Raw genomic sequence first — 19,072 nt, forward strand, 5'->3', positions numbered from 1 at the left:
TCGCGAAAGGACGGATGTGAAGCTCCTGCACACCTCCGACTGGCACATCGGGCGCACGTTCTTCGGCCACTCCAGCGTCGCGGCGCTCGGCACGGTCCTCGACGCGCTCGTCGAGACGGTTCGGGCGGAGGCGGTCGACGCCGTCCTCGTCGCCGGTGACGTCTTCGACTCGGCGGTGCCCGCGGCCGAGCACTACACCCTGCTCACCCGCACGCTCGAGGCGATCCGCGGGGCGGGTGCCGAGGTCGTGCTGACCAGCGGCAACCACGACTCGCCCGCGCGACTGGGCTTCCAGGCGGGGCTGCTGCGCACCTCCGGCGTGCACGTGCTCACCGACCCCGAGCGCTACACCGAGCCCGTCGTGCTGCGGGGCGCCGACGGGGTCGAGGCGGGCGTCTACGGCATTCCCTACCTCGAGCCCGCCCTCTACCGGCACCGGCACCCGGAGGAGTCGCTGCGCCGCCACGAGGAGGTCCTGTCGTTCGCGATGCGCCGGGTGCGCGAGCACGCCGAGTCCGCAGGCAGGCCGTGGGTGGTGCTCTCGCACTGCTTCGCGGTCGGGGCGCCGACGGCGACGGTCGAGCGCGACATCACCGCGGGCGGCATCGACTACGTCTCGGTCGACCACTTCGCAGCGGCCGACTACGCCGCGCTCGGGCACATCCACGGGCGGGCGACGCTGCTGCCGAACGTCCGCTACTCCGGGGCCCCGCTGCACTACTCGTTCGGCGAGGCGTCGAAGCCCCGCGGCGGATGGCTGGTCGAGCTGGACTCCTCCGGTCTGCGCGAGGTCACCTGGTCGCCGCTGCCCGTGCCGCGGCGCCTGAGCGTGATCGAGGGGCCGCTCGCGACGCTGCTGAGCGACCCGTCGCTCGGCGAGTACGAGGGCGACTGGGTGTCGGCCGTGCTCACCGACGAGGTGCGCCCGCTCGACGCGATGACGCGGCTGCAGTCGCGGTTCCCCGGCTGCGCGACGCTGGAGCACCGTCCGCCGCACGCGGCCGCCGAGCGGCGCGAGTACGCCGAGCGGGTGCGGGGGCGCAGCGACGTCGAGATCGTCGACGACTTCCTCGCCCACGTGCGCGGCGGGCACGGGGCGACGGAGCTCGAGCGCGCCCTGGTGCTCGACGCCCTCGCCGCGGTCGACGCCGAGGCGATGCGGTGAGGATCCGCCGACTCGCCTTCGCGGGCCTCGGCCCCTTCCGCTCCGAGCAGTGCATCGACTTCGACGCGCTCGAGGACGTCGGGATCTATCTGATCGCGGGCCGCACCGGAGCGGGCAAGTCGACGATCCTCGACGCGATCAGCTTCGCGCTCTACGGGTCGGTCCCCCGCTTCGACGGCACGGCGACGCGACTCCGGAGCGATCACAGCGCCCCCGAGGACGAGACGTTCGCCGAGCTCGACTTCGAGGCCGCCGGCCGGCTGTACCGCATCCGCCGCTCCCCCGAGTACGAGCGCCCCGCCAAGCGCGGAGGCGGCACGACGCGGCAGTCGGCGAAGGTCGCGCTGCTCGAGAGCATCGACGGCGAGTGGACGGGGCTGTCCTCGAGCGCGCGCGAGACCGGAGCCGACATCGGCCGCATCGTCGGCCTGACGAAGGACCAGTTCCTGCAGGTGATCCTGCTCGCGCAGAACCGCTTCCACGAGTTCCTGCTCGCGAAGAACGACGATCGGCAGCGGCTGCTGCGCACGCTGTTCGCGACCGAGCGCTACGAGCTGCTGCGCAGGCGGCTGATCGAGCAGCGGCAGCAGAGCGGAGCCGCGCTCGAGGAGGAGCGGGCGGCGGTGGACGCCCTCGCCGACGAGGCCCGCCGGATCGCCGGAGCGGACGAGTCGGGAGTCGTCGACAGCGCCTGGTTCTCGGGGCTCGTCGGGCGGCTCGAGCCGCTGGTCGCCGTCGCGCGCACCGAGGTGGCCGAGTCGGACGCGGCCGATCTCGAGGCGCGCGCGACGCTCGACTCCGCGCGCACCCTCCGCCGCTCCCAGGAGCGGCGATCGCGAGCCCTGCGCGAGGCCGAGGAGCTCGCCGTCGCCGAGCCGGCCGCCGTCGAGCACCGCGGACGACTCGAGCGCGCGCGCCGGGCCGACGGCGTGCTGCCGGTGCTGCGGAGCGCCCGGACGGCGCGCGCGGCCGCCGAGACCGCGTCCGTCGCCCGCGGGGAGGCGGCCGAGAGGTTCCGCGAGGTGCTCGGTCGGGAGCCCGGCCGCGCCGAGGCGGCGGAGGCGATCGAGAGGCTCACCGCGCAGCTCGGCGCCCTGGCCGAGGCCCTGGCCGACGAGCGCCGCCTCCCCGAGGCGACCCGGGCCGTCGAGAAGGCGCAGCACGTCCTCGCCTCGGCGAGCGGCGCCCTCGACGTCGTCGAGCGCGAGGCGCGCGAGCTGCCGGCGCGCGCCGCGGCGCTCGAGGCCGAGGAGGCGGCCCTCGCGGCCGACGCCGCCGCCGTCGAGAGCCGCGTCGACGAGCTCGACGCACTCGATCGCCGGGTCGCGCTGCTCGTCGAGCGGGCGGCCGCCGCGAGTGCTCTCGACGCGCTGCGCGCCGCACACGCCCGCGCCGTCGGCCGGCACGGCGAGCGCGCCGCCGAGCACGCCCGCCTCGTCGCGCAGCGCTTCGCGGGCTTCGCCGGCGAGCTCGCGGCCGCCCTGCACGACGACGAGCCCTGCCCCGTCTGCGGATCGACCGAGCACCCGGCACCGGCGAGCCACGGCGACCTCGCTCCGGTCAGCGCAGACGATCTCGATCGGGCGCGCCTCGAGGTCGAGCGGGCCGCCTCCGCGATGGACGCCGCTCGGGCCGACGAGACCGCGGCGACCCTCGCGTGGTCCGCGCTCGACGAGCGGGCGGGCCGCGAGAGCGCCGACGAGCTCGACGCCGCCCGGTCCGACGCCCGCCGCAGGCTCGACGCCGCGCGCACGGCCGCCGCACGCTGCGAGGTCCTGAGGCGCGACCGCGCCGCCGTGCGAGCCCGCGCCGACGAGCTGACCGGCCTCGTCGACGCGGCCCGCGACGAGCGCGACCGCAGCGCGAGCGGGGCGACCGCCGCCGAGGAGTCGCTGCGGATCCTCCGCGAGCGGATCGACGCCCAGCGGGGCAGCTTCGCCAGCATCGCCGAGAGGGTGGCCGGGCTCCGCGAGGAGCGACGGGTCGCCGAGAGCCTCGTCGAGGCGGACGAACTCGCCTCCTCCCGGTCCGACGCGGCCGCGGCGGCCGAGGCGCACCTCGCCGAGGTCCTCGAGGAGCGGGGATTCCCGACGGCCGGGACCGCCGAGGCGGCCGCCCTCGCGAGCGGCGAGCGAGCCCGTGCCGAGGCCGTCGTCGCCGAGCACGAGCGGCGCAGGTCGGCCGTCGACTCGGTGCTCGCCGAGTCCGAGCTGCAGGCGCTGCCCGCCGTCCCCGTCGACGTCGCCGCGGCCGAGGAGGCGGCGAGCACCGCCTCCGCCCGCCGCGACGACGCCCGGCAGACCCTGTCGCTCCTCGAGGATCGCGCCAGCCGCCTCACCGACCTGGCGGCGCGGGCCGCGACGCGTCTCGCGGCGCTCGACGACCGCCTCCGCCGCTACGACGAGCTGCGCGCCCTCGCCGACACGATCGACGGCCACGGCCAGAACTCGCGGCGGATGGACCTCGAGGCGTTCGCCCTCGCGGGCCGCCTCGAGGAGATCGTGGCCGCCGCGAACCTGCGGCTGAACGCGATGACCAGCGGCCGGTACGCCCTCGCGCACGACGACTCCCTCGCCTACCGCGGCGCCGCCTCCGGCCTCGGGATCGACGTGCTCGACGCGTTCACCGGCGCCCGCCGGCAGCCGGCGTCGCTCTCGGGCGGCGAGACGTTCCTCGCCTCGCTCGCCCTGGCGCTGGGCCTCGCCGACGTCGTGACGATGCAGTCGGGCGGCATCTCGCTCGAGACCATGTTCATCGACGAGGGCTTCGGATCGCTCGACGCCGAGACCCTCGAGACGGCCCTCGGAACGCTGGACTCCCTGCGCTCGGGCGGCCGGACCATCGGCCTGATCAGCCACGTCGACGCCATGCGCGAGCGCCTCCCGACCGGCCTGCGCGTCGTCGTGACCGACCGCGGCGACAGCACCATCCTCACCGCCTGACGCCCCGGCACCGAGGGAGACCCGGACCGTCGAGGGAGCCGGCGCGCGCGGGCGGCCTCGACGGTCCGGGGCTCCCTCGCGAGCCGCAGCCCGCTGCTAGGGTCGTGCGCAGTGACACGGGGTGCCCCCTCCAGGGCTGAGATGAGACCCGTCGAACCTGATCTAGTTCGTACTAGCGAAGGGATGTCGCGAATGAGCATTCGCACGCCGCCCCACCCGACCCTCCACGACCGGGCGACCGCCGTCGGCCGCGATCTCGACGCCCTCCGACAGCGCCCGCCGCTCGTGCAGTGCATCACGAACGCCGTCGTCACCGGCTTCACCGCCAACAGCCTGCTCGCCCTCGGCGCGAGCCCGGCGATGTGCGATCTGCCGGGCGAGGCCGGCGTCTTCGCCGAGATCGCCTCCGCGGTCCTCGTCAACCTCGGCACCCCGGGCGCCGAGCAGCGCGACGGTGCCCGGGAGGCGGTGGCGGCCGCCCAGCGCACCGGGACCCCGTGGCTGCTCGACCCTGTCGCCGTCGGACCGCTGCCCGTCCGCACCGCCTTCGCCTCCGAGCTGCTCGAGGCGCGGCCGTCGATCATCCGGGGGAACGCCTCCGAGATCCTCGCTCTCGCCGGACTCGGTGCCGGCGGCCGCGGTGTCGACGCGGTCGACGGAGCCGAGGACGCGCTCGACGCCGCGATCGCCCTCGCCCTCCGCACCGGCGGCGCCGTCGCCGTCTCGGGGGCGACCGATGTCGTCACCGACGGCGCGACCGTGGTCCGCATCAGCGGCGGCCACCCCCTGCTCACCCGGGTGACCGGTGGCGGCTGCGCCCTCGGCGCCGTGATGGCCGCGTTCCTGGGCGCCGGAGCCGCTCCGCTCGACGCCGCCGTCGCCGCCTCCGTGGTCTGGGGACTCGCCGCCGAGCGCGCCGCCGCGACGACCGCCGGCCCGGGGTCGTTCGCCGTCGCGCTCCTCGACGAGCTCGCCGCGCTCGGCGCCGAGGACGCCGCGAACGGGGCACGACTCGCATGAGCGCCCTCGACCTCTCGCTCTACCTCGTGACCGACACCCGCCAGTGCGGCGCGAGGGGCGTCCCCGCGGTCGTCGCGCAGGCCGTGGCCGGCGGAGTCACCACGGTCCAGGTCCGCGACCACGGCGCCTCCGCCGCCGAGCTGGTCTCCCTCGTCGTCGCCGTCGCCGCGGTGCTCGACGAGCGCACCACGCTGATCGTCGACGACCGCGTCGACGTCGTCCTCGCCGCCCGGCACGCCGGAGCACGGGTCGACGGAGTGCACGTCGGCCAGTCCGACCTGCCGGCCGCGGCCGCCCGCTCGATCCTCGGCCTCGACGCCGTCATCGGCCTCACCGCCGACACCCCCGCCCATCTCGAGGCCGCGCACGCCCTCCCACCCGGCACCGTCGACTACCTCGGCGTCGGCGTGATCCGCCCGACCGCGACCAAGGCCGACCACCCGGCGCCGCTCGGTCTCGAGGGCTTCGCCGCCTTCGCCGCGGCGAGCCGCTACCCCTGCGTCGCGATCGGCGGAGTCGCGCTGAGCGACGCCGCTCCCCTGCGCCATCGCGGCGCGGCCGGCCTTGCCGTCGTCTCGGCGATCTGCACGGCCGAGGATCCCGCGGTGGCCGCCCGCGCCTTCCGCGAGGAGTGGGACCGATGATCCCCCGCGTGCTGAGCATCGCGGGCACCGACCCCACGGGCGGCGCCGGCATCCAGGCCGACCTCAAGTCGATCGGCGCGCTCGGCGGCTACGGCATGGCCGTCGTCACCGCGCTCGTCGCGCAGAACACCCACGGCGTCCGCTCGGTGCACCTGCCCCCGGCCGTCTTCCTCCGCGAGCAGCTCGACGCGGTCAGCGACGACGTGCGGATCGACGCCGTGAAGATCGGGATGATCGCGACCGCCGAGCTCGGCGCGGTCATCGCCGACTGGCTCGACACCGTCGGCCCGCCGCTCGTCGTCGTCGACCCGGTGATGGTGGCGACGAGCGGGCACCGGCTGCTCGACGAGGAGGCGGAGGACGCCGTTCGCGCGCTCGTCCGCCGCGCCGACCTGGTGACCCCGAACCTGCCCGAGCTCGCCGTCCTCCTGGGCGAGCCGACCGCGACCCAGTGGCCGGAGGCGATCGCCCAGGCCTCGCGTCTCGCCGCCTCCCTCGGCACCACCGTGCTGGTCAAGGGCGGCCACCTCGCCGGCGCGGCCGCTCCGGATGCGCTCGTGTCGCCCGCAGGCGAGGTGCGGGAGGTGCCGGGTGAGCGCGTCGAGACCGCGAACACCCACGGCACGGGCTGCTCCCTCTCCTCCGCGATGGCGACTCTGCTCGCCGGAGGAGCAAGGAACGCCGCCGACGCGCTCGTCGAGGCGAAGGAGTGGCTCACCGGCGCCCTCCGCGGAGCCGATGCGCTCGACGTCGGCTCGGGCAACGGACCCATCGACCACTTCCACCGCCTCCGCACGCCCCCGTTCTGCGCGGCCGTCTGGGACGAGACCCGGGAGCTCCGCCGGGAGATCGACGCGCTGCCCTTCGTCCGCGCGCTGGGTGACGGCACTCTGTCGCGCGGCGACTTCGAGTGGTACCTCGAGCAGGACGCCCTCTACCTCACCGAGTACGCGCGGGTGCTCGCGCTCGCCGCGCAGCGCGCGCCCACCACCGCCGAGCAGGTCTTCTGGGCCGAGTCCTCGGCCTCGGCCCTCGCGGCGGAGGCGCAGCTGCACCGGGACCGCCTCGGCGACCGCAGCGCCGTCGCCTCCGAGACCACCCGCGGCTACATCGACCACCTGCTGGCCGTCGGCTCGCGCGGCGGCTACGGCGAGCTGGTCGCCGCCCTGCTGCCCTGCTTCCAGCTCTACGCCGATGTCGGCGAGCGCCTCGCGGCGGCGTCCCGGCCGGGCCACCCGTACGAGGACTGGCTCGCGACCTACTCCGACCCGGCGTTCGCCGCGGCGACCGAGCGGGCGATCGCGATCACGGAGGCGGCGGCGCACCGGGCGTCGCCCCCTGAGCGAGCCGCGATGCGCGAGGCCTTCGCGCGCTCCAGCCGCTTCGAGCGCGACTTCTTCGCCGCGCCCAGCGAACGCTGAGCCGCGTCAGCCGATGGCCTCCCGCAGCACGTGCATGAGCGCGTCGAGCTGCACCGTGTCGGCCGAGGTCGTCTCGGCGTCCGCTCCGTCGAGCGCGCGGGCGGCGAGACCCGCCTTGGCATCGATGAGCTCGGCGATCTTCGCGTCGATCGTGTGGGCCGCGATGATGCGCCAGGCGGTGACGGGCTCCTCCTGGCCGATGCGGTGCACGCGGTCGATGGCCTGGGTCTGCTCCGCGGAGGTCCAGGACAGCTCGGCGAGGACGACGTTGGAGGAGGCCTGCAGGTTGACCCCCACGCCCGCCGCGGTCAGCGAGCAGACCGCGACCGAGACGTCCGGATCCTCGTTGAACGCGTCGATCTGCGCCTGCCGGAAGGTCGCGGTCTGGTCGCCGCGGATCGAGACGGAGGAGAGCTCGCGCTTCTCGAAGGTGTCCTCGGCCTGGTCCATCACGTCGACGTGCTTCGCGAAGAACACGACCTTTCCGACCGAGCGCGCCAGCTGCGAGGCGTAGTCGGCGGCCAGCGCCGCCTTCGCCTGGCCGATGCGGCGCACCATCGTGAAGACGTTCTCGCCGGTCTTGGCCGACTTCGACTCCTCGAGCTCGCTCTGCGCGACGATCCGGATGAACCGCTCCTGCTCGGTGTCGTCGAGGTCGTGCGTGATCGAGGCGGTGACCGCCTTGAAGCGCTGCAGCATCCGGGCGCCGAGCTCGCGCTCCGCCTTCTGGATCGAGCGCCCGAGGTCGTCGTCTAGCTCGACGGGCAGGTCGACGATCCGCTTCGAGGGCAGGTCGGCGGCGACGTCGATCTTCTTGCGGCGGACGATGCCGAGATCGATGACCGCCTCGCGCGCCTCCGGGTAGAAGGCCGTGTCGGCCGGGGTGAGCCCGGTCTCCTCGAGCTGGCGCATCAGGTCGGGCCCGGGCTTGGTCTCGTCGATCCAGCCGAGGAAGCGCCAGATCGCGCGGAAGTCGTCGACGTCGTTGATGAGCGGGGTACCCGTGAGGGCGATCATCAGCGGGTCGTGACCGGGGGTGGTCTCCCTGATCTTCGCCGCGAGTGCCAGCACGCTCTGCGAGCGCTGCGAGCGGAGGTTCTTGATGAAGTGCGCCTCGTCGACGACCATGCCGCGGAAGCCGAGGCTGCCCAGCCAGCCGCTGTGCCGGTCGAGGATGTCGTAGTTGACGATCACGACGTCGGCGAACGCGTCGAGGGTGGTGCCGTCGCCGTGGATGACGGTCGCGCGACGCTGCGGAGTCCAGTGCTCGACCTCGCGCGCCCAGTTCATCTTCACGACGTTCGGCACGACGGCGAGCAGCGGGTACGACCCGGTGACCGAGGCGGCGAGGAGGCTCTGCGCCGTCTTGCCGAGGCCCGGCTCGTCGGCGAGGAGGAAGCTGCGGTGCCCCTCCCGCGCGCTCTCGATGAAGCGCGCCTGGTGCGGCATCAGCTCGCGTCCGCGCGGGGTCACGCGGTCGATGGCGGGGGGCTCGGGCAGCTCCATGCTGGCCGCGCGTCCGCCGGCGCCGTACTCGAAGGCCTTGAAGAGCGGACCGAGCAGCTCCCAGTCGTCGAGGCGTCGGCGGGGTGCCGGAGCGGGCGCCGCGATCGAGAAGTCCGGCGGCAGGAACGGGTTGGCGAGCTGGCGGGCGCGCACCGACGGCGGCACGACCTGGTTGACCGGCACCTCGGGCTTGGGCTCGGGCTCGGTGACGATGAGCAGCTCGTCCGGGCTCAGCTCGGCACCGGCTTCGAGGAGCCAGTCGCGGCGCAGCTTCTTCGCGGCCGCGGTGATGCCGGCCTCGGACTCGAGGAGCGCGATGAGGCTCGTGTCGCGCGCGGCGGTCTTCGCGAGGATCGTCGCGATGCCGTCGAGGCGCTTCATCTCTTCTGCGCGCTGCGAGTCGCTGAGCTCGGTGTCGACCTTGACCCGCTTGCGCTCCTCGCGCATCAGCAGGGCGATGACGAGGAACTTGGTCCGGTTGGTCGGCCCGACCTTCCCGGTCTGCGCCTTCGCCTCCACCTCGCGGACGCGACGCGCGAGGATCGGGATGATCCCCGAGTTGTCCACTCCGCGCGAGCGCGAGCGGGGTCGGCTCCCGGCGGCGTTCGTGGTTCGACGCGTCTGACCGGACTGACGCTGGCCGCTGCGAGCCATGCTCCTCCTCCACGTGTGACGGGGCGGAGGAGGGATTCCCGCGCTCTGCCGTCGCAGTGCACTCGCCACGCTGCTCGCGAGGAGCGACGGGCATCGATGCGCCAGCTGGCCGTCGGGAGCTCCGAGCAACGGGTCTGAGACCCGGTCGCAGCATCCCCGGACGTGCGGACGCAGCCCGAGTCTACTCCTCGGCGTCTACTCCTCGGTGCTTACTCCTCGGGGCGGCGGGACACGGTCAGTCCGCGACGGGCACCTTGATGAGCAGGCCGGCCGCGACGACGACACCCACGGCGGCGAGCTGGAGCGAGGACCAGACCGCGTCGGGGAACGAGAAAGGCAGCACCGGGTTCCACAGCACGACGGTCGGCACCAGTCCGATGAGCCAGAGGTACGCCTTCGCCTGGATCGCGAACCAGCCGATCACGGCCGCGAGGATCGCGACCGGGTAGCGGACGAAGTCGTAGGCGTCGCCCCCGACCAGGGCGAGACCGGCGAGCAGGATGATCGCGGCCAGGATGCCCGGCGCGAGCGCCATCTTCGCGATCCCGCGGGAGGGATAGCGGTCGGAGGCTCCGGAGCCGGCTCTCTGCGCATTCACCCTCCGATGGTACGGGCGATACCCCCGCCCCGTATCCGTGAGCGGCGTAGGCTGACCGCGTGATCGAGGACCTCAAGAAACGCTCCCTGCACCGAGCGCGCATCCTGGGGGGCCAGATGCGCGGTCTCGAGAAGATGATCGAGAACGAGGACTACTGCGTCGACATCGTCACGCAGTCCCTCGCGATCCAGAAGTCGCTCGGCTCGCTGAACAAGCTGATCGTCGAGAACCACCTCCGCACGCACATCACCGCGATGTTCGAGGAGGGCGGCGACGCTCGCGAGGCCGCCATCGCTGAGCTCGTGAAGATCTTCGAGCTCTCCAACAACCGGTCGTGACCGTGACCGTCCTGACCGCCGTGAGAGGCGACATCACCCGCGAGCACGTCGATGTGATCGTCAACGCCGCGAACTCGTCTCTGCTCGGCGGAGGCGGTGTCGACGGCGCGATCCACCGCGCGGGCGGTCCCGAGATCCTCGCCGAGTGCCGCCGGCTCCGCGAGACCGATCTGCCGGGCGGCCTGCCCGCCGGCTCCGCCGTCGCGACCACCGCCGGGAGGCTGCCCGCCCGCTGGGTGGTGCACACCGTGGGTCCGGTCTTCTCCGCCCGGGAGGATCGCAGTGCCGTCCTCGCGTCGGCGTACACGGAGTCGATCCGCGCCGCCCGCGCACTCGGCGCTCGCACGGTCGCGTTCCCCGCGATCTCGGCCGGCGTCTACGGCTGGCCGATGGACGACGCGGCGCGGGTGGCCGTCAGGTCGGTGCGCGCCGCCACGGTCGACGGCGCGCTCGACGAGGTCCGCTTCGTCCTGTTCTCGGACGATGCGCTGGCGGCCTTCACCGCCGCGCTCAGCTCGTAGTCGTCCCGCTCGCGCCGCCGCTCTCGGAGTCGGTGCCGCCCGGGAACTGCGACCCGGGGCCGCCCTGTCCGAACCCGCCCTCGGGCGTCTCCCCGCGCTGCGAGGGATCGAATCCGGCCACGGAGGAGGAGCCGACGGCGTTCCCCACTCCGTAGCCGACTCCGAACCCGCCGCCGAGCAGGACCAGCCCTGCGAGCACGGCGGCGAGGATCAGACCCGACCGGCGTCGCCACGAGGGCCTGGGGCGGGGTGCTGAAGCGGGGGAACCGCCGTCCGACACCTCCGCCGCGGAGGGCGGTGCCCACTCCGTCCGCCCTGTCGCGGTCTCGCGCCGCTCGTTCTCGATCGTGTCGCCGCCGTTGCCCATGTCGCCCTCTCCTCCTCCGCCCCGAGCGGGGCGCGGATTCGAGAGTCGACCCGAACGCTAGGGATGCACCCAGCGAATCTGATCAGCAGGCCAAGAGATCACGCGGAAGTCGCGGGTCACGCCGTCTTGGGCCGCGCGAACTCGTCGAACGGCAGGGTGATCGGCCGGGTCCGCGGCGGCATCCGCAGCACGGCGCCGAGCGCGGGGCCGAGCGCGTCGCGCCAGGCCTGGTAGCCGTCCTCCGTGAGGTGCAGGCCGTCCTCCGAGTACTGCGGCAGGATCCCGCCGTCCTCGCCGGCGAGCACCGGCCAGAGGTCGAGGTAGCCCGCGTGCGCCGTGGGCGCGAACTGCCAGAGGTGCCGGTTGATCTCGCGGATCTGCGGCGCGAACTCGTGCCCGCGCGGCAGCACCGAGATGACCAGCAGGCGCACGTCGGGCAGGTCGCGCCGGAACGTCGCCACGATCGTCTCGATGTTCCTGACGATGTGCTCGGTCGTGCGGTGCCAGGCGAGGTCGTTGGTGCCCACGAGCACCACGACCGTGTCGGGCGCCTGCTCGACGAGCTCGGGGAGCCGCGCGACGACATCGGCCGTCGTCGCTCCTCCGACCCCCTCGTCGACGACCGTCGAGGCCGACAGCCACTCGGCCCAGGAGCCGCCCTGGATGATGCTGTCCCCGACGAAGAGGACCTTGCCCAGCTGGAGATCGCGCCCCGCGTCCGTGTCCGACCGTTCGCTCATCGTGCTCCTCTCGGTAGCGTCCGGGCCGGCGTCGCCGCCCACGGACCCTCCCATTGTCACCGCTGGAGGGTGAGACCGCCAGGCGAGCGCTCATCGGCGCTGTCCTTCAGGCCCGCGGCGGTCGCCGTGATGCGGTTCGCCATGCCGTTGAAGATCACGCCGTGGAAGGGCAGGACGGCGAACCAGTACAGCCTCCCCGCGAGTCCCTGCGGGAAGAACACGGCCCGCTGGGTGTAGATCGAGCCGCCTCCCTCGGCGGGCTCGGCGCGCATCTCGAGCCACGCGCCTCCCGGCACCTTCATCTCGGCGCGCAGACGCAGGAGGGTCGGACGCTCGATGGCCTCGACCCGCCAGAAGTCCAGGGCGTCGCCGGCGTGCAGCCGCTCGGAGTCGCGGCGCCCGCGCTGCAGGCCCACTCCCCCGACGAGCTTGTCCATCCAGCCCCTGATCGCCCAGGCGAGCGGGAACGAGTACCAGCCGTTGGTGCCGCCGATGCCCTCGATGACCCGCCAGAGCTTCGCGGCATCGGCGTCCGTCCGGCGCACCTTGTTGTCGACGTAGACCGTGTGGCCCGCCCACTCGGGGTCGCTGGGCAGCGGATCGCTGGGCGCGCCGACGACCTCGGAGTTCTGCCAGCTCGTCTCGACCTCGCCCGTCTGCATCTTGCCGAGCGCGAGCCGCACCGAGCGGCGGTAGCCCGTGAGCCCGCCCTCGGGATCGGGGATCAGGTCGCGGATGTCCTGCTCCCGCACGATGCAGTCGTACTGCAGCGAGGCGATGATCGGCACCGCGAGCGAGCGCGGAATCGGCGTCACGAGATTGACCCACTGCGAGGCCAGCCACGGCGTGAAGACGGGCAGCGAGGCGATCGGCCGCTGCGGCAGACCCGCCTCGACCGCGTAGCCGTTCATCATCTGCCCGTAGCGGAGGACGTCGGGGCCGCCGATGTCGAAGGTGCGGTTGAGCGTGCGGTCCTCGAGGGAGGCGGAGCGGATCAGGTAGTGCAGGACGTCGCGCACCGCGATCGGCTGGATGAAGTTGCGCACCCACTGCGGGGCGGGCATGTACGGGAGGATGTCGGTCAGGTGGCGCACCATCTCGAACGACGTGGATCCCGAGCCGATGATGACTCCGGCCTGCAGGGCGATCGTGGGCACTCCCGACGCCATCAGGATCCGGCCGACCTCCGCGCGGGAGCGCAGGTGCTTCGACAGCTCCTCGCCGTCGGGGTGCAGCCCGCCGAGGTAGACGATGCGCTCGATCCCCGCCGCGAGGGCGGCCTCGGCGACGTTCGTCGCAGCACGGCTCTCGACCTCCTCGAAGTGCGCGTGGTCGGCGCCCGAGCCCATCGAGTGCACGAGGTAGTAGAGGACGTCGACGCCCTCGAACGCCGCGGCCAGCGACTCCGGATCGGCGAGATCGCCCTGAGCGACCTCGACCTCCTCCGCCCACGGGACGTCGGCGAGACGGCGGGGGTCGCGCACGAGGACACGCACGCGGAAGCCGGCCTCGAGCAGCCGCGGGGTGAGGCGTCCCCCGATGTAGCCGGTGGCGCCGGTGACGAGCGCGAGAGGGCGCGACGGGGCCGGGGAGGATTCGCTCATGCGAACCACGCTACGCCGCACCTCCGACAGCCTCGCGGCCTGGTGCGGGGCGCCGACCGCTGCTATGCGAGCCGGTCAGGCGATGCCGAGCACGGTGCGCACGCGGGTCACGTCGTCGTTCATCTGGCGGATGAGCGGCTCGATCCCCTCGTAGGCGACCTGGCCGCGGATGCGGGAGACGAACGCCACATCGACCACGAGATCGTAGAGATCGAGCGTCTCGTCGAGCACGAAGGCCTCGACCTGCTTGGGCGGCACGCCGACGAAGGTCGGGTTGCTGCCCACCGAGATCGCGGCCGGGTAGGTGCGCCCCTCGGCGGTCAGCCGACCCGCGTAGACGCCGTCGGCCGGGATGAGCCCCTGCGACTCCGGCGACAGGTTCGCGGTGGGGAACCCGAGCTCGCGACCGCGCTTGGCGCCGTGCACCACGACTCCGCGCACCACCGGCTCGTGGCCGAGGAGCCGCGTGGCGTGCTCGATGTCGCCGTCGGCGAGCAGCTCGCGGATCCAGGTCGACGAGACGCGGCGGCCGTGCTCGGGCCGCACGTCGTCGATGAGCTCGACCGTGAAGCCGTGCACCTCGCCGAGGGCGCGCAGGCGGTCGACGTCGCCCGCACCCCTGGCCCCGAAGCGGAAGTCCGAGCCGACGAGCACGATGCGCGCCTCGAGAGCGTCGACCAGCACCTGCTGGACGAACTCCTCCGCGGTGAGCGAGCGGAACGCCTCGTCGAAGGTGAGCAGCAGCGTCGCGTCGACGCCGGTGCCGGCCAGGAGCTCGAGCTTCTGCTCGTTGCCGACGAGCGCCGGCGGGCACTTCTCGGGGGCGATGACGCTGAGCGGATTGCGGTCGAAGGTCACGACGACCGCGGCGAGGCCGCGCTCGCGCGCCCGCTCGTGCAGCGTGCCGATGACCGCGCGGTGGCCGGAGTGGACGCCGTCGAACTTGCCGATGGTCACGGCCGAGGGTCCGATCCCGGCGAGGTCCTGCGGAGTCGTCTCGACGCGCATCACGCCGCGCCTCGGCGACCCTGCACCCGCAGCCACCACAGCCCGAGCACGGGCAGGACGAGCGGGATGAGCAGGTAGCCGGCGCCGAAGGCCGACCAGACGGTGGCCTGGCGGCCGAACGGATCGACGCTCGAGAGCCCGAGCAGCTGCGGGGCGAGCACGCTGATCGCCCCGACGACGAGCACGCCGATCAGCTCGAAGGTGATGGTCACCCAGGCGACGCGCTGCCAGACGCGACCGGGCGCGACGAGCGCGACGGTCGCGACGATGTACACCACGGCCGACAGTGCCGAGAGCGAGAAGGCGAGCGGCGCCTCGTCGAAGCGGTCGATGATCTGGAAGACGGAGCGGCCGGTCGCAGCCAGCGCCAGGATCGCGTAGACGACGACGAGGAGGCTGCCGATCCCCCTCGCCCGCGTGGAGCGGGCTGTCCGGGTACGGGGCTCTCGGGGAGTGGACGCCCGTCCGGGCGCATCGCTGGCTTGATTCGACATCGCAGGGTCAATGGTAGGCGCTGGCTGCGGGGTGCTCACGCGACCTGGAAGAACCAGATCTGGTGCATCCGGTAGACCATCACGGCGACCGAGAGGCAGACCACGCCCAGGATGACCGTGCTCCACCGGCTGCGCTCGATCAGCGCCCAGAAGCCCGCGGCGAGCGGCAGGAGCAGCGCCGAGATCAGGTAGATGTAGTACTCGGGCAGGCTGCCGGACGGGCTGTTGCCCACCTGCGGCGACACGATCGCCACGGCGAGCTGGACGATGAGCAGCAGCTCGACGATCGCGGTCGCCCCGACCGAGATGTCGGAGGGGCGCCGGTTGAACAGTCCGAGGATCAGGCAGAGCAGCCCGGCGACGACGGCGACGCCGACCTGGAGGGTGGTGAACCAGTCGATCACGGTGCGACCGCCCGGGTCTGCTCGGTGGGGAAGTTGACGACGCTCTTCAGCTGCTGCCCGCGGCGCTCCGCGAGGCCGATCAGCCGGTCGGAGGGGTCGACCGCGGCGAGCAGTCCCGTCGCGGTGAGCGCCTCCTCCGTGGCGGCGATCCGCTTGCCGTTCGCCAGATCGACGGCGGCCCCGGCGTCGAGGTGCAGGAGCGGGAACAGCTCGCCCGCGACTGCGGTGGGGGTGAGGAGGGCCGAGGCCACGTCGAGCTCGTCGATGTCGCCCGCCTGCGCGACCGAGAAGGGGCCCACGGTGGTGCGGCGCAGCACGGTCAGGTGCCCGCCCACTCCGAGGGCGGCGCCGAGATCGCGCGCGAGGGCGCGGATGTAGGTGCCCGACGAGCAGTCGATGCGCACGTCGAGGTCGAGGAAGCCGTCGACCTCGCGACGGGCGAGGACCTCGAATGAGCTGACGGTGACGGGGCGGGCGGCGAGGACGACCTCCTCGCCGTCGCGGGCGCGGGCGTAGGCGCGGCGGCCGTCGACCTTGATGGCGCTGACCGAGCTGGGCACCTGCTCGATCGCGCCCGTGAGGCCGGCGACGACCTCGTCGACCGCCTCCGGAGTGATCGCGGCGACCAGACCGGCCTCGGCGCTCGCGAGCGTCTCGCCCTCGCGGTCGTCGGTGCTGGTCGAGGCGCCGAGGCGGATCGTCGCCTCGTACTGCTTGTCGAGCCCGACCAGGTAGGTGAGGAGCCTGGTCGAGGGCCCGAGGCCGAGGATCATCAGCCCGGTCGCCATCGGATCGAGCGTGCCGGCGTGCCCGACCTTGCGCGTGCCCGCACGGCGACGCGTCCGGGCGACGAGGTCGTGACTCGTGATGCCCCCGGGCTTGTCGAGCAGGAGGATCCCGTTCGGAGACGTCGCAGGACTACCGGGGGTCTCGAGCACGGGTGCGAGGATACACGCGCCGTTCGGGAGTCGGCCCGGCGCCAGCAGGCCGGACGCACAGGCGGTCGATGCACCCGTCCTAGGCTGTCCGGATGAGGATCGCAGTACTCGGAGCCGGCGCCGTCGGGGGCACCATCGCCGCGCTCCTGGACCGTGCAGGACACGACGTCGAGGTGACCGCTCGAGGCGCCCATCTGACGGCGATCCGCCGCTCCGGCGTCCGCCTCGACGGCGCCTGGGGCGAGCACACCGCCTGGGTCCGCAGCGGCGAGACGCTCGACCTCGTCCCCGACATCGCCTTCGTCTGCACCAAGGCGCAGGACGCCGAGGACGCGCTGCGGGCGAACCGGCGCACGGTCGACGGCACGCTCGTGGTCGTCGTGCAGAACGGGCTGGACGGGCTGCAGGCCGCTGCCCGCCAGGTCCGCGACGCCCGACTGGTCGGCGCTCTCGCGCTGTTCGCCGCGAGTCACCTCGAACCCGGCCGGGTGAGCGTCACGGCGCCCGCGACCACGACCCTCGGGGTGCCCGGCCGTCCGGCCGACGACGACGTGCGCCGAGCCGCCGCGATCCTCGGCGAGGCGATCCCGACGGCGACGACCGACGACTTCCTCGGCGCGCAGTGGACGAAGCTGCTCATCAACGAGGTGAACGCCCTGCCGGCGATCACGGGGCTGTCGGTGCAGGAGACGATCGCGGATGCGGCGCTCCGTCGCCTCCTCGCCCGGGCGATGAAGGAGGCGGCCCGCATCGGGATCGCGTCGGGCGTGCGCTTCGGTGCTCTCCAGGGTCTCTCCGACGCTGCGGTCCGCGCCCTCGCGGTCGCCCCGCTCCCGGTCGTCGAGCTCCTGCCGCGGCGGATGGCCTCCCGGATGGGCGACGTGCCCAACCCCGGCTCGACCCTGCAGAGCGTGCGCCGCGGAGTCCCGAGCGAGATCGACCACCTCGCGGGTGCGGTCGTCCGCACCGCGCACCGGCTGGGCCGCGAGGCACCGGTCAACGAGCTGCTGGTGCAGCTGGTCCACGAGGTGGAGCGGGCGGGGGCGTTCCTGCCGCCGGCCGAGGTCGCCCGCCGCGCCTCGGCGCTCTAGCGGCGCCGTTCGCTCGGCGCGGGTCGGCTCAGCACGGCACGGGTCGTCTCAGCGGGATCGGCTCAGGCGGGTCGGCTCAGCACGAGTCGGCGAAGACGCGACGCGGGTGCTCGGGGTCGCGGATGTCGACGAGGACGGGCGCCAGGCGGCGCGGATCCGTGCTCGCGCGGTACGCCTCGTCGACCGGCGGCTCCTGCGTGTCGAGCCGGATGCTCAGGTTCCACGCCCCGCGGATCTCGGGCCGCAGCGCGAACTCCCCGTCGACGAGGAGGACGGCGTCGCGACCAGCGGTCCGCCACTTGGGCTGACGCGGCTCGTCGCGCACGGCGTCGAAGCCGGCCAGGACGAACCCGGTGCTCCCACCCATCTTGAAAGGGCCGATGAGCACCCGCCGCAGCAGCTCGTAGTCGTAGCGCCCCAGGTACGCGCGCTGCGCCTCCGGAAGATCCGCATCCTCGCGGTCGGCGCGCGACCGCTGGAAGTCGGTGAGGTGCGCGACCATCGCGTCGTGGCCGGCCCGGCGGATCGCCTCGGCGAGCTCGAGGGCGAACGCGGCGCTGATCTCGGGGTCGTCCCCGTCGATGCCGACCGCGACGCGGCCCCGCCCGTAGTTGTGCAGCACCTCCGCCGCGAGCGCGTCGAGGACATCGGCCTTCTGGGGAGCCCACTGGGTCATCCGACCACGATACGCGCCACCCCTTAGGGTGAGCCGATGCCCACAGGATTCGCGCCCGCGATCGTCGACTGGTTCCGCACCAGCGCCCGTGACCTCCCCTGGCGCCGCGACGGGTTCCCGGCCTGGGGCACGCTCGTGAGCGAGTTCATGCTCCAGCAGACCCCGGTCGTCCGCGTGATCCCGCGTCTCGAGGAGTGGCTCGAGCGCTGGCCGACGCCCGCCGATCTGGCCGCCGTCCCTCCCGGCGAGGCGGTGCGGGCCTGGCAGTCCCTCGGCTACCCGCGGCGAGCACTCCGGCTGCACGCCTGCGCCACCGCGATCGCCGAGGAGCACGGCAACGTCGTCCCCGACGACGTCGACACCCTCCTCGCGCTGCCCGGGATCGGCGACTACACCGCCCGCGCCATCGCGGTCTTCGCCTACGGCCGACGCCATCCGGTCGTCGACACGAACGTGCGTCGCGTGATCGCCCGCGCGGTCGACGGAGTCGCGGAGGCGGGCCCGCCGCGCGCCAAGCCGGATCTCGCCGCGATGGACGCGCTGCTGCCCGACGGCCTCGAGGACGCCGCCGCCTTCAACGCCGGGATGATGGAGCTCGGAGCGATCGAGTGCACCTCTCGCGCCCCGCGCTGCGACAGCTGCCCGATCCGCGACTCCTGCCGCTGGCGCGCCGCCGGCTACCCCGCTTACGACGGCCCGGTGAAGGCCCGACAGAAGACGTTCGAGGGCTCCGACCGCCAAGTGCGGGGTCTGATCCTCGCCGAGCTGCGGGCGTCGCACCACCCTGTCACGGCCGCCGAGATCGACTCCGTCTGGCCCGACGGCGAGCAGCGTTCCCGAGCCCTCGCCGGCCTGCTCGCCGACGGCCTCGCGGTCGGCGATCCGGTCGCCGGCTACCTGCTCCCCCACTCCTGACCGCCCTGTCGGACGTGCCGGGTAGC

At 73.6% G+C, this 19,072-nt stretch carries 19 protein-coding genes and 1 riboswitch; of the genes, 9 read left to right on the forward strand and 10 right to left on the reverse strand.

The annotated features are described in order from the left end of the window. Positions 1 to 16 precede the first annotated feature (16 nt). The 5 genes from GRS96_RS13830 to thiD all read left to right on the forward strand — a co-directional run bounded on the left by GRS96_RS13830 (position 17) and on the right by thiD (position 7,192). Positions 17 to 1,165 (forward strand): exonuclease SbcCD subunit D, encoded by a 1,149-nt coding sequence (locus tag GRS96_RS13830; protein ID WP_159988749.1) that lies wholly within the window; start codon positions 17 to 19, stop codon positions 1,163 to 1,165. Continuing rightward, complete coding sequence (locus GRS96_RS13835; protein ID WP_159988750.1) at positions 1,162 to 4,107, forward strand: AAA family ATPase; 2,946 nt, start codon at positions 1,162 to 1,164, stop codon at positions 4,105 to 4,107. Before GRS96_RS13830 ends, GRS96_RS13835 begins: the two co-directional genes overlap by 4 nt. 107 nt (positions 4,108 to 4,214) lie before the next feature. Next, positions 4,215 to 4,308, forward strand: a riboswitch (TPP riboswitch). After that, positions 4,300 to 5,127, forward strand: coding sequence for a hydroxyethylthiazole kinase (gene thiM / locus GRS96_RS13840; RefSeq protein ID WP_159988751.1), 828 nt, complete (start codon positions 4,300 to 4,302; stop codon positions 5,125 to 5,127). It overlaps the preceding riboswitch by 9 nt. Continuing rightward, entirely contained in the window at positions 5,124 to 5,771 is a 648-nt protein-coding gene (thiE, locus tag GRS96_RS13845; protein ID WP_159988752.1) for a thiamine phosphate synthase, read from the forward strand. The genes thiM and thiE overlap by 4 nt, the downstream gene beginning before the upstream one ends. Beyond that, on the forward strand, positions 5,768 to 7,192 hold the full coding sequence (thiD, locus tag GRS96_RS13850) for a bifunctional hydroxymethylpyrimidine kinase/phosphomethylpyrimidine kinase (RefSeq protein ID WP_236553627.1): 1,425 nt from the start codon (positions 5,768 to 5,770) through the stop codon (positions 7,190 to 7,192). Before thiE ends, thiD begins: the two co-directional genes overlap by 4 nt. 6 nt (positions 7,193 to 7,198) lie before the next feature. Here the strand turns inward: thiD and GRS96_RS13855 are convergent, their stop codons facing one another. After that, a complete protein-coding gene (locus GRS96_RS13855; protein ID WP_159859254.1) occupies positions 7,199 to 9,352 on the reverse strand; it encodes a DEAD/DEAH box helicase in 2,154 nt (717 codons plus the stop codon). 235 nt (positions 9,353 to 9,587) lie between these two features. Further along, on the reverse strand, positions 9,588 to 9,950 hold the full coding sequence (locus GRS96_RS13860) for a DUF6804 family protein (RefSeq protein ID WP_159859251.1): 363 nt from the start codon (positions 9,948 to 9,950) through the stop codon (positions 9,588 to 9,590). Between the two features lie 59 nt (positions 9,951 to 10,009). On the opposite strand from GRS96_RS13860, the gene GRS96_RS13865 reads away from it, so the two are divergent. Next, positions 10,010 to 10,288 (forward strand): metal-sensitive transcriptional regulator, encoded by a 279-nt coding sequence (locus GRS96_RS13865; RefSeq protein ID WP_056044456.1) that lies wholly within the window; start codon positions 10,010 to 10,012, stop codon positions 10,286 to 10,288. Positions 10,289 to 10,290: 2 nt separating this feature from the next. Continuing rightward, entirely contained in the window at positions 10,291 to 10,809 is a 519-nt protein-coding gene (locus GRS96_RS13870; protein WP_159989337.1) for an O-acetyl-ADP-ribose deacetylase, read from the forward strand. Here the strand turns inward: GRS96_RS13870 and GRS96_RS13875 are convergent. The 7 genes from GRS96_RS13875 to truB all read right to left on the reverse strand — a co-directional run bounded on the left by GRS96_RS13875 (position 10,799) and on the right by truB (position 16,364). Then, entirely contained in the window at positions 10,799 to 11,176 is a 378-nt protein-coding gene (locus GRS96_RS13875; RefSeq protein ID WP_159988753.1) for a hypothetical protein, read from the reverse strand. The two genes, GRS96_RS13870 and GRS96_RS13875, sit on opposite strands and share 11 nt — an antisense overlap. A 116-nt stretch (positions 11,177 to 11,292) precedes the next feature. Next, a complete protein-coding gene (locus GRS96_RS13880) occupies positions 11,293 to 11,916 on the reverse strand; it encodes a GDSL-type esterase/lipase family protein (protein ID WP_159859245.1) in 624 nt (207 codons plus the stop codon). A 56-nt stretch (positions 11,917 to 11,972) separates the two neighbouring features. Further along, a complete protein-coding gene (locus tag GRS96_RS13885) occupies positions 11,973 to 13,520 on the reverse strand; it encodes an SDR family oxidoreductase (RefSeq protein WP_159859242.1) in 1,548 nt (515 codons plus the stop codon). Positions 13,521 to 13,595: 75 nt separating this feature from the next. Then, positions 13,596 to 14,528, reverse strand: coding sequence for a bifunctional riboflavin kinase/FAD synthetase (locus GRS96_RS13890; RefSeq protein WP_159988754.1), 933 nt, complete (start codon positions 14,526 to 14,528; stop codon positions 13,596 to 13,598). Continuing rightward, complete coding sequence (locus GRS96_RS13895; RefSeq protein ID WP_235022106.1) at positions 14,528 to 15,022, reverse strand: hypothetical protein; 495 nt, start codon at positions 15,020 to 15,022, stop codon at positions 14,528 to 14,530. The genes GRS96_RS13890 and GRS96_RS13895 overlap by 1 nt, the downstream gene beginning before the upstream one ends. 35 nt (positions 15,023 to 15,057) lie before the next feature. Continuing rightward, entirely contained in the window at positions 15,058 to 15,426 is a 369-nt protein-coding gene (locus GRS96_RS13900) for a hypothetical protein (RefSeq protein ID WP_159859236.1), read from the reverse strand. Continuing rightward, positions 15,423 to 16,364 (reverse strand): tRNA pseudouridine(55) synthase TruB, encoded by a 942-nt coding sequence (gene truB / locus GRS96_RS13905; RefSeq protein ID WP_159988755.1) that lies wholly within the window; start codon positions 16,362 to 16,364, stop codon positions 15,423 to 15,425. The genes GRS96_RS13900 and truB overlap by 4 nt, the downstream gene beginning before the upstream one ends. Positions 16,365 to 16,456: 92 nt before the next feature. On the opposite strand from truB, the gene GRS96_RS13910 reads away from it, so the two are divergent. Beyond that, positions 16,457 to 17,455, forward strand: coding sequence for a ketopantoate reductase family protein (locus GRS96_RS13910; RefSeq protein WP_159859230.1), 999 nt, complete (start codon positions 16,457 to 16,459; stop codon positions 17,453 to 17,455). A 76-nt stretch (positions 17,456 to 17,531) separates the two neighbouring features. On the opposite strand, the gene GRS96_RS13915 is transcribed toward GRS96_RS13910, so the two are convergent. Then, positions 17,532 to 18,131, reverse strand: a complete 600-nt coding sequence (locus tag GRS96_RS13915) for a hypothetical protein (RefSeq protein ID WP_159859227.1) — start codon at positions 18,129 to 18,131, stop codon at positions 17,532 to 17,534. A gap of 36 nt (positions 18,132 to 18,167) precedes the next feature. On the opposite strand from GRS96_RS13915, the gene GRS96_RS13920 reads away from it, so the two are divergent. Further along, complete coding sequence (locus tag GRS96_RS13920; protein ID WP_159859224.1) at positions 18,168 to 19,046, forward strand: A/G-specific adenine glycosylase; 879 nt, start codon at positions 18,168 to 18,170, stop codon at positions 19,044 to 19,046. Positions 19,047 to 19,072 lie beyond the last annotated feature (26 nt).

Source organism: Rathayibacter sp. VKM Ac-2803 (assembly GCF_009807175.1).
GTDB lineage: Bacteria > Actinomycetota > Actinomycetes > Actinomycetales > Microbacteriaceae > Rathayibacter.

Bases quoted from the DNA above. Each gene is read 5' to 3' on its own strand.
- thiM (WP_159988751.1), top strand. From the start codon at position 4,300: ATGAGCATTCGCACGCCGCCCCACCCGACCCTCCACGACCGGGCGACC.
- thiE (WP_159988752.1), top strand. From the start codon at position 5,124: ATGAGCGCCCTCGACCTCTCGCTCTACCTCGTGACCGACACCCGCCAG.
- thiD (WP_236553627.1), top strand. From the start codon at position 5,768: ATGATCCCCCGCGTGCTGAGCATCGCGGGCACCGACCCCACGGGCGGC.
- GRS96_RS13855 (WP_159859254.1), bottom strand. From the start codon at position 9,352: ATGGCTCGCAGCGGCCAGCGTCAGTCCGGTCAGACGCGTCGAACCACG.
- GRS96_RS13875 (WP_159988753.1), bottom strand. From the start codon at position 11,176: ATGGGCAACGGCGGCGACACGATCGAGAACGAGCGGCGCGAGACCGCG.
- GRS96_RS13880 (WP_159859245.1), bottom strand. From the start codon at position 11,916: ATGAGCGAACGGTCGGACACGGACGCGGGGCGCGATCTCCAGCTGGGC.
- GRS96_RS13885 (WP_159859242.1), bottom strand. From the start codon at position 13,520: ATGAGCGAATCCTCCCCGGCCCCGTCGCGCCCTCTCGCGCTCGTCACC.
- GRS96_RS13890 (WP_159988754.1), bottom strand. From the start codon at position 14,528: ATGCGCGTCGAGACGACTCCGCAGGACCTCGCCGGGATCGGACCCTCG.
- GRS96_RS13895 (WP_235022106.1), bottom strand. From the start codon at position 15,022: ATGTCGAATCAAGCCAGCGATGCGCCCGGACGGGCGTCCACTCCCCGA.
- GRS96_RS13910 (WP_159859230.1), top strand. From the start codon at position 16,457: ATGAGGATCGCAGTACTCGGAGCCGGCGCCGTCGGGGGCACCATCGCC.
- GRS96_RS13915 (WP_159859227.1), bottom strand. From the start codon at position 18,131: ATGACCCAGTGGGCTCCCCAGAAGGCCGATGTCCTCGACGCGCTCGCG.
- GRS96_RS13920 (WP_159859224.1), top strand. From the start codon at position 18,168: ATGCCCACAGGATTCGCGCCCGCGATCGTCGACTGGTTCCGCACCAGC.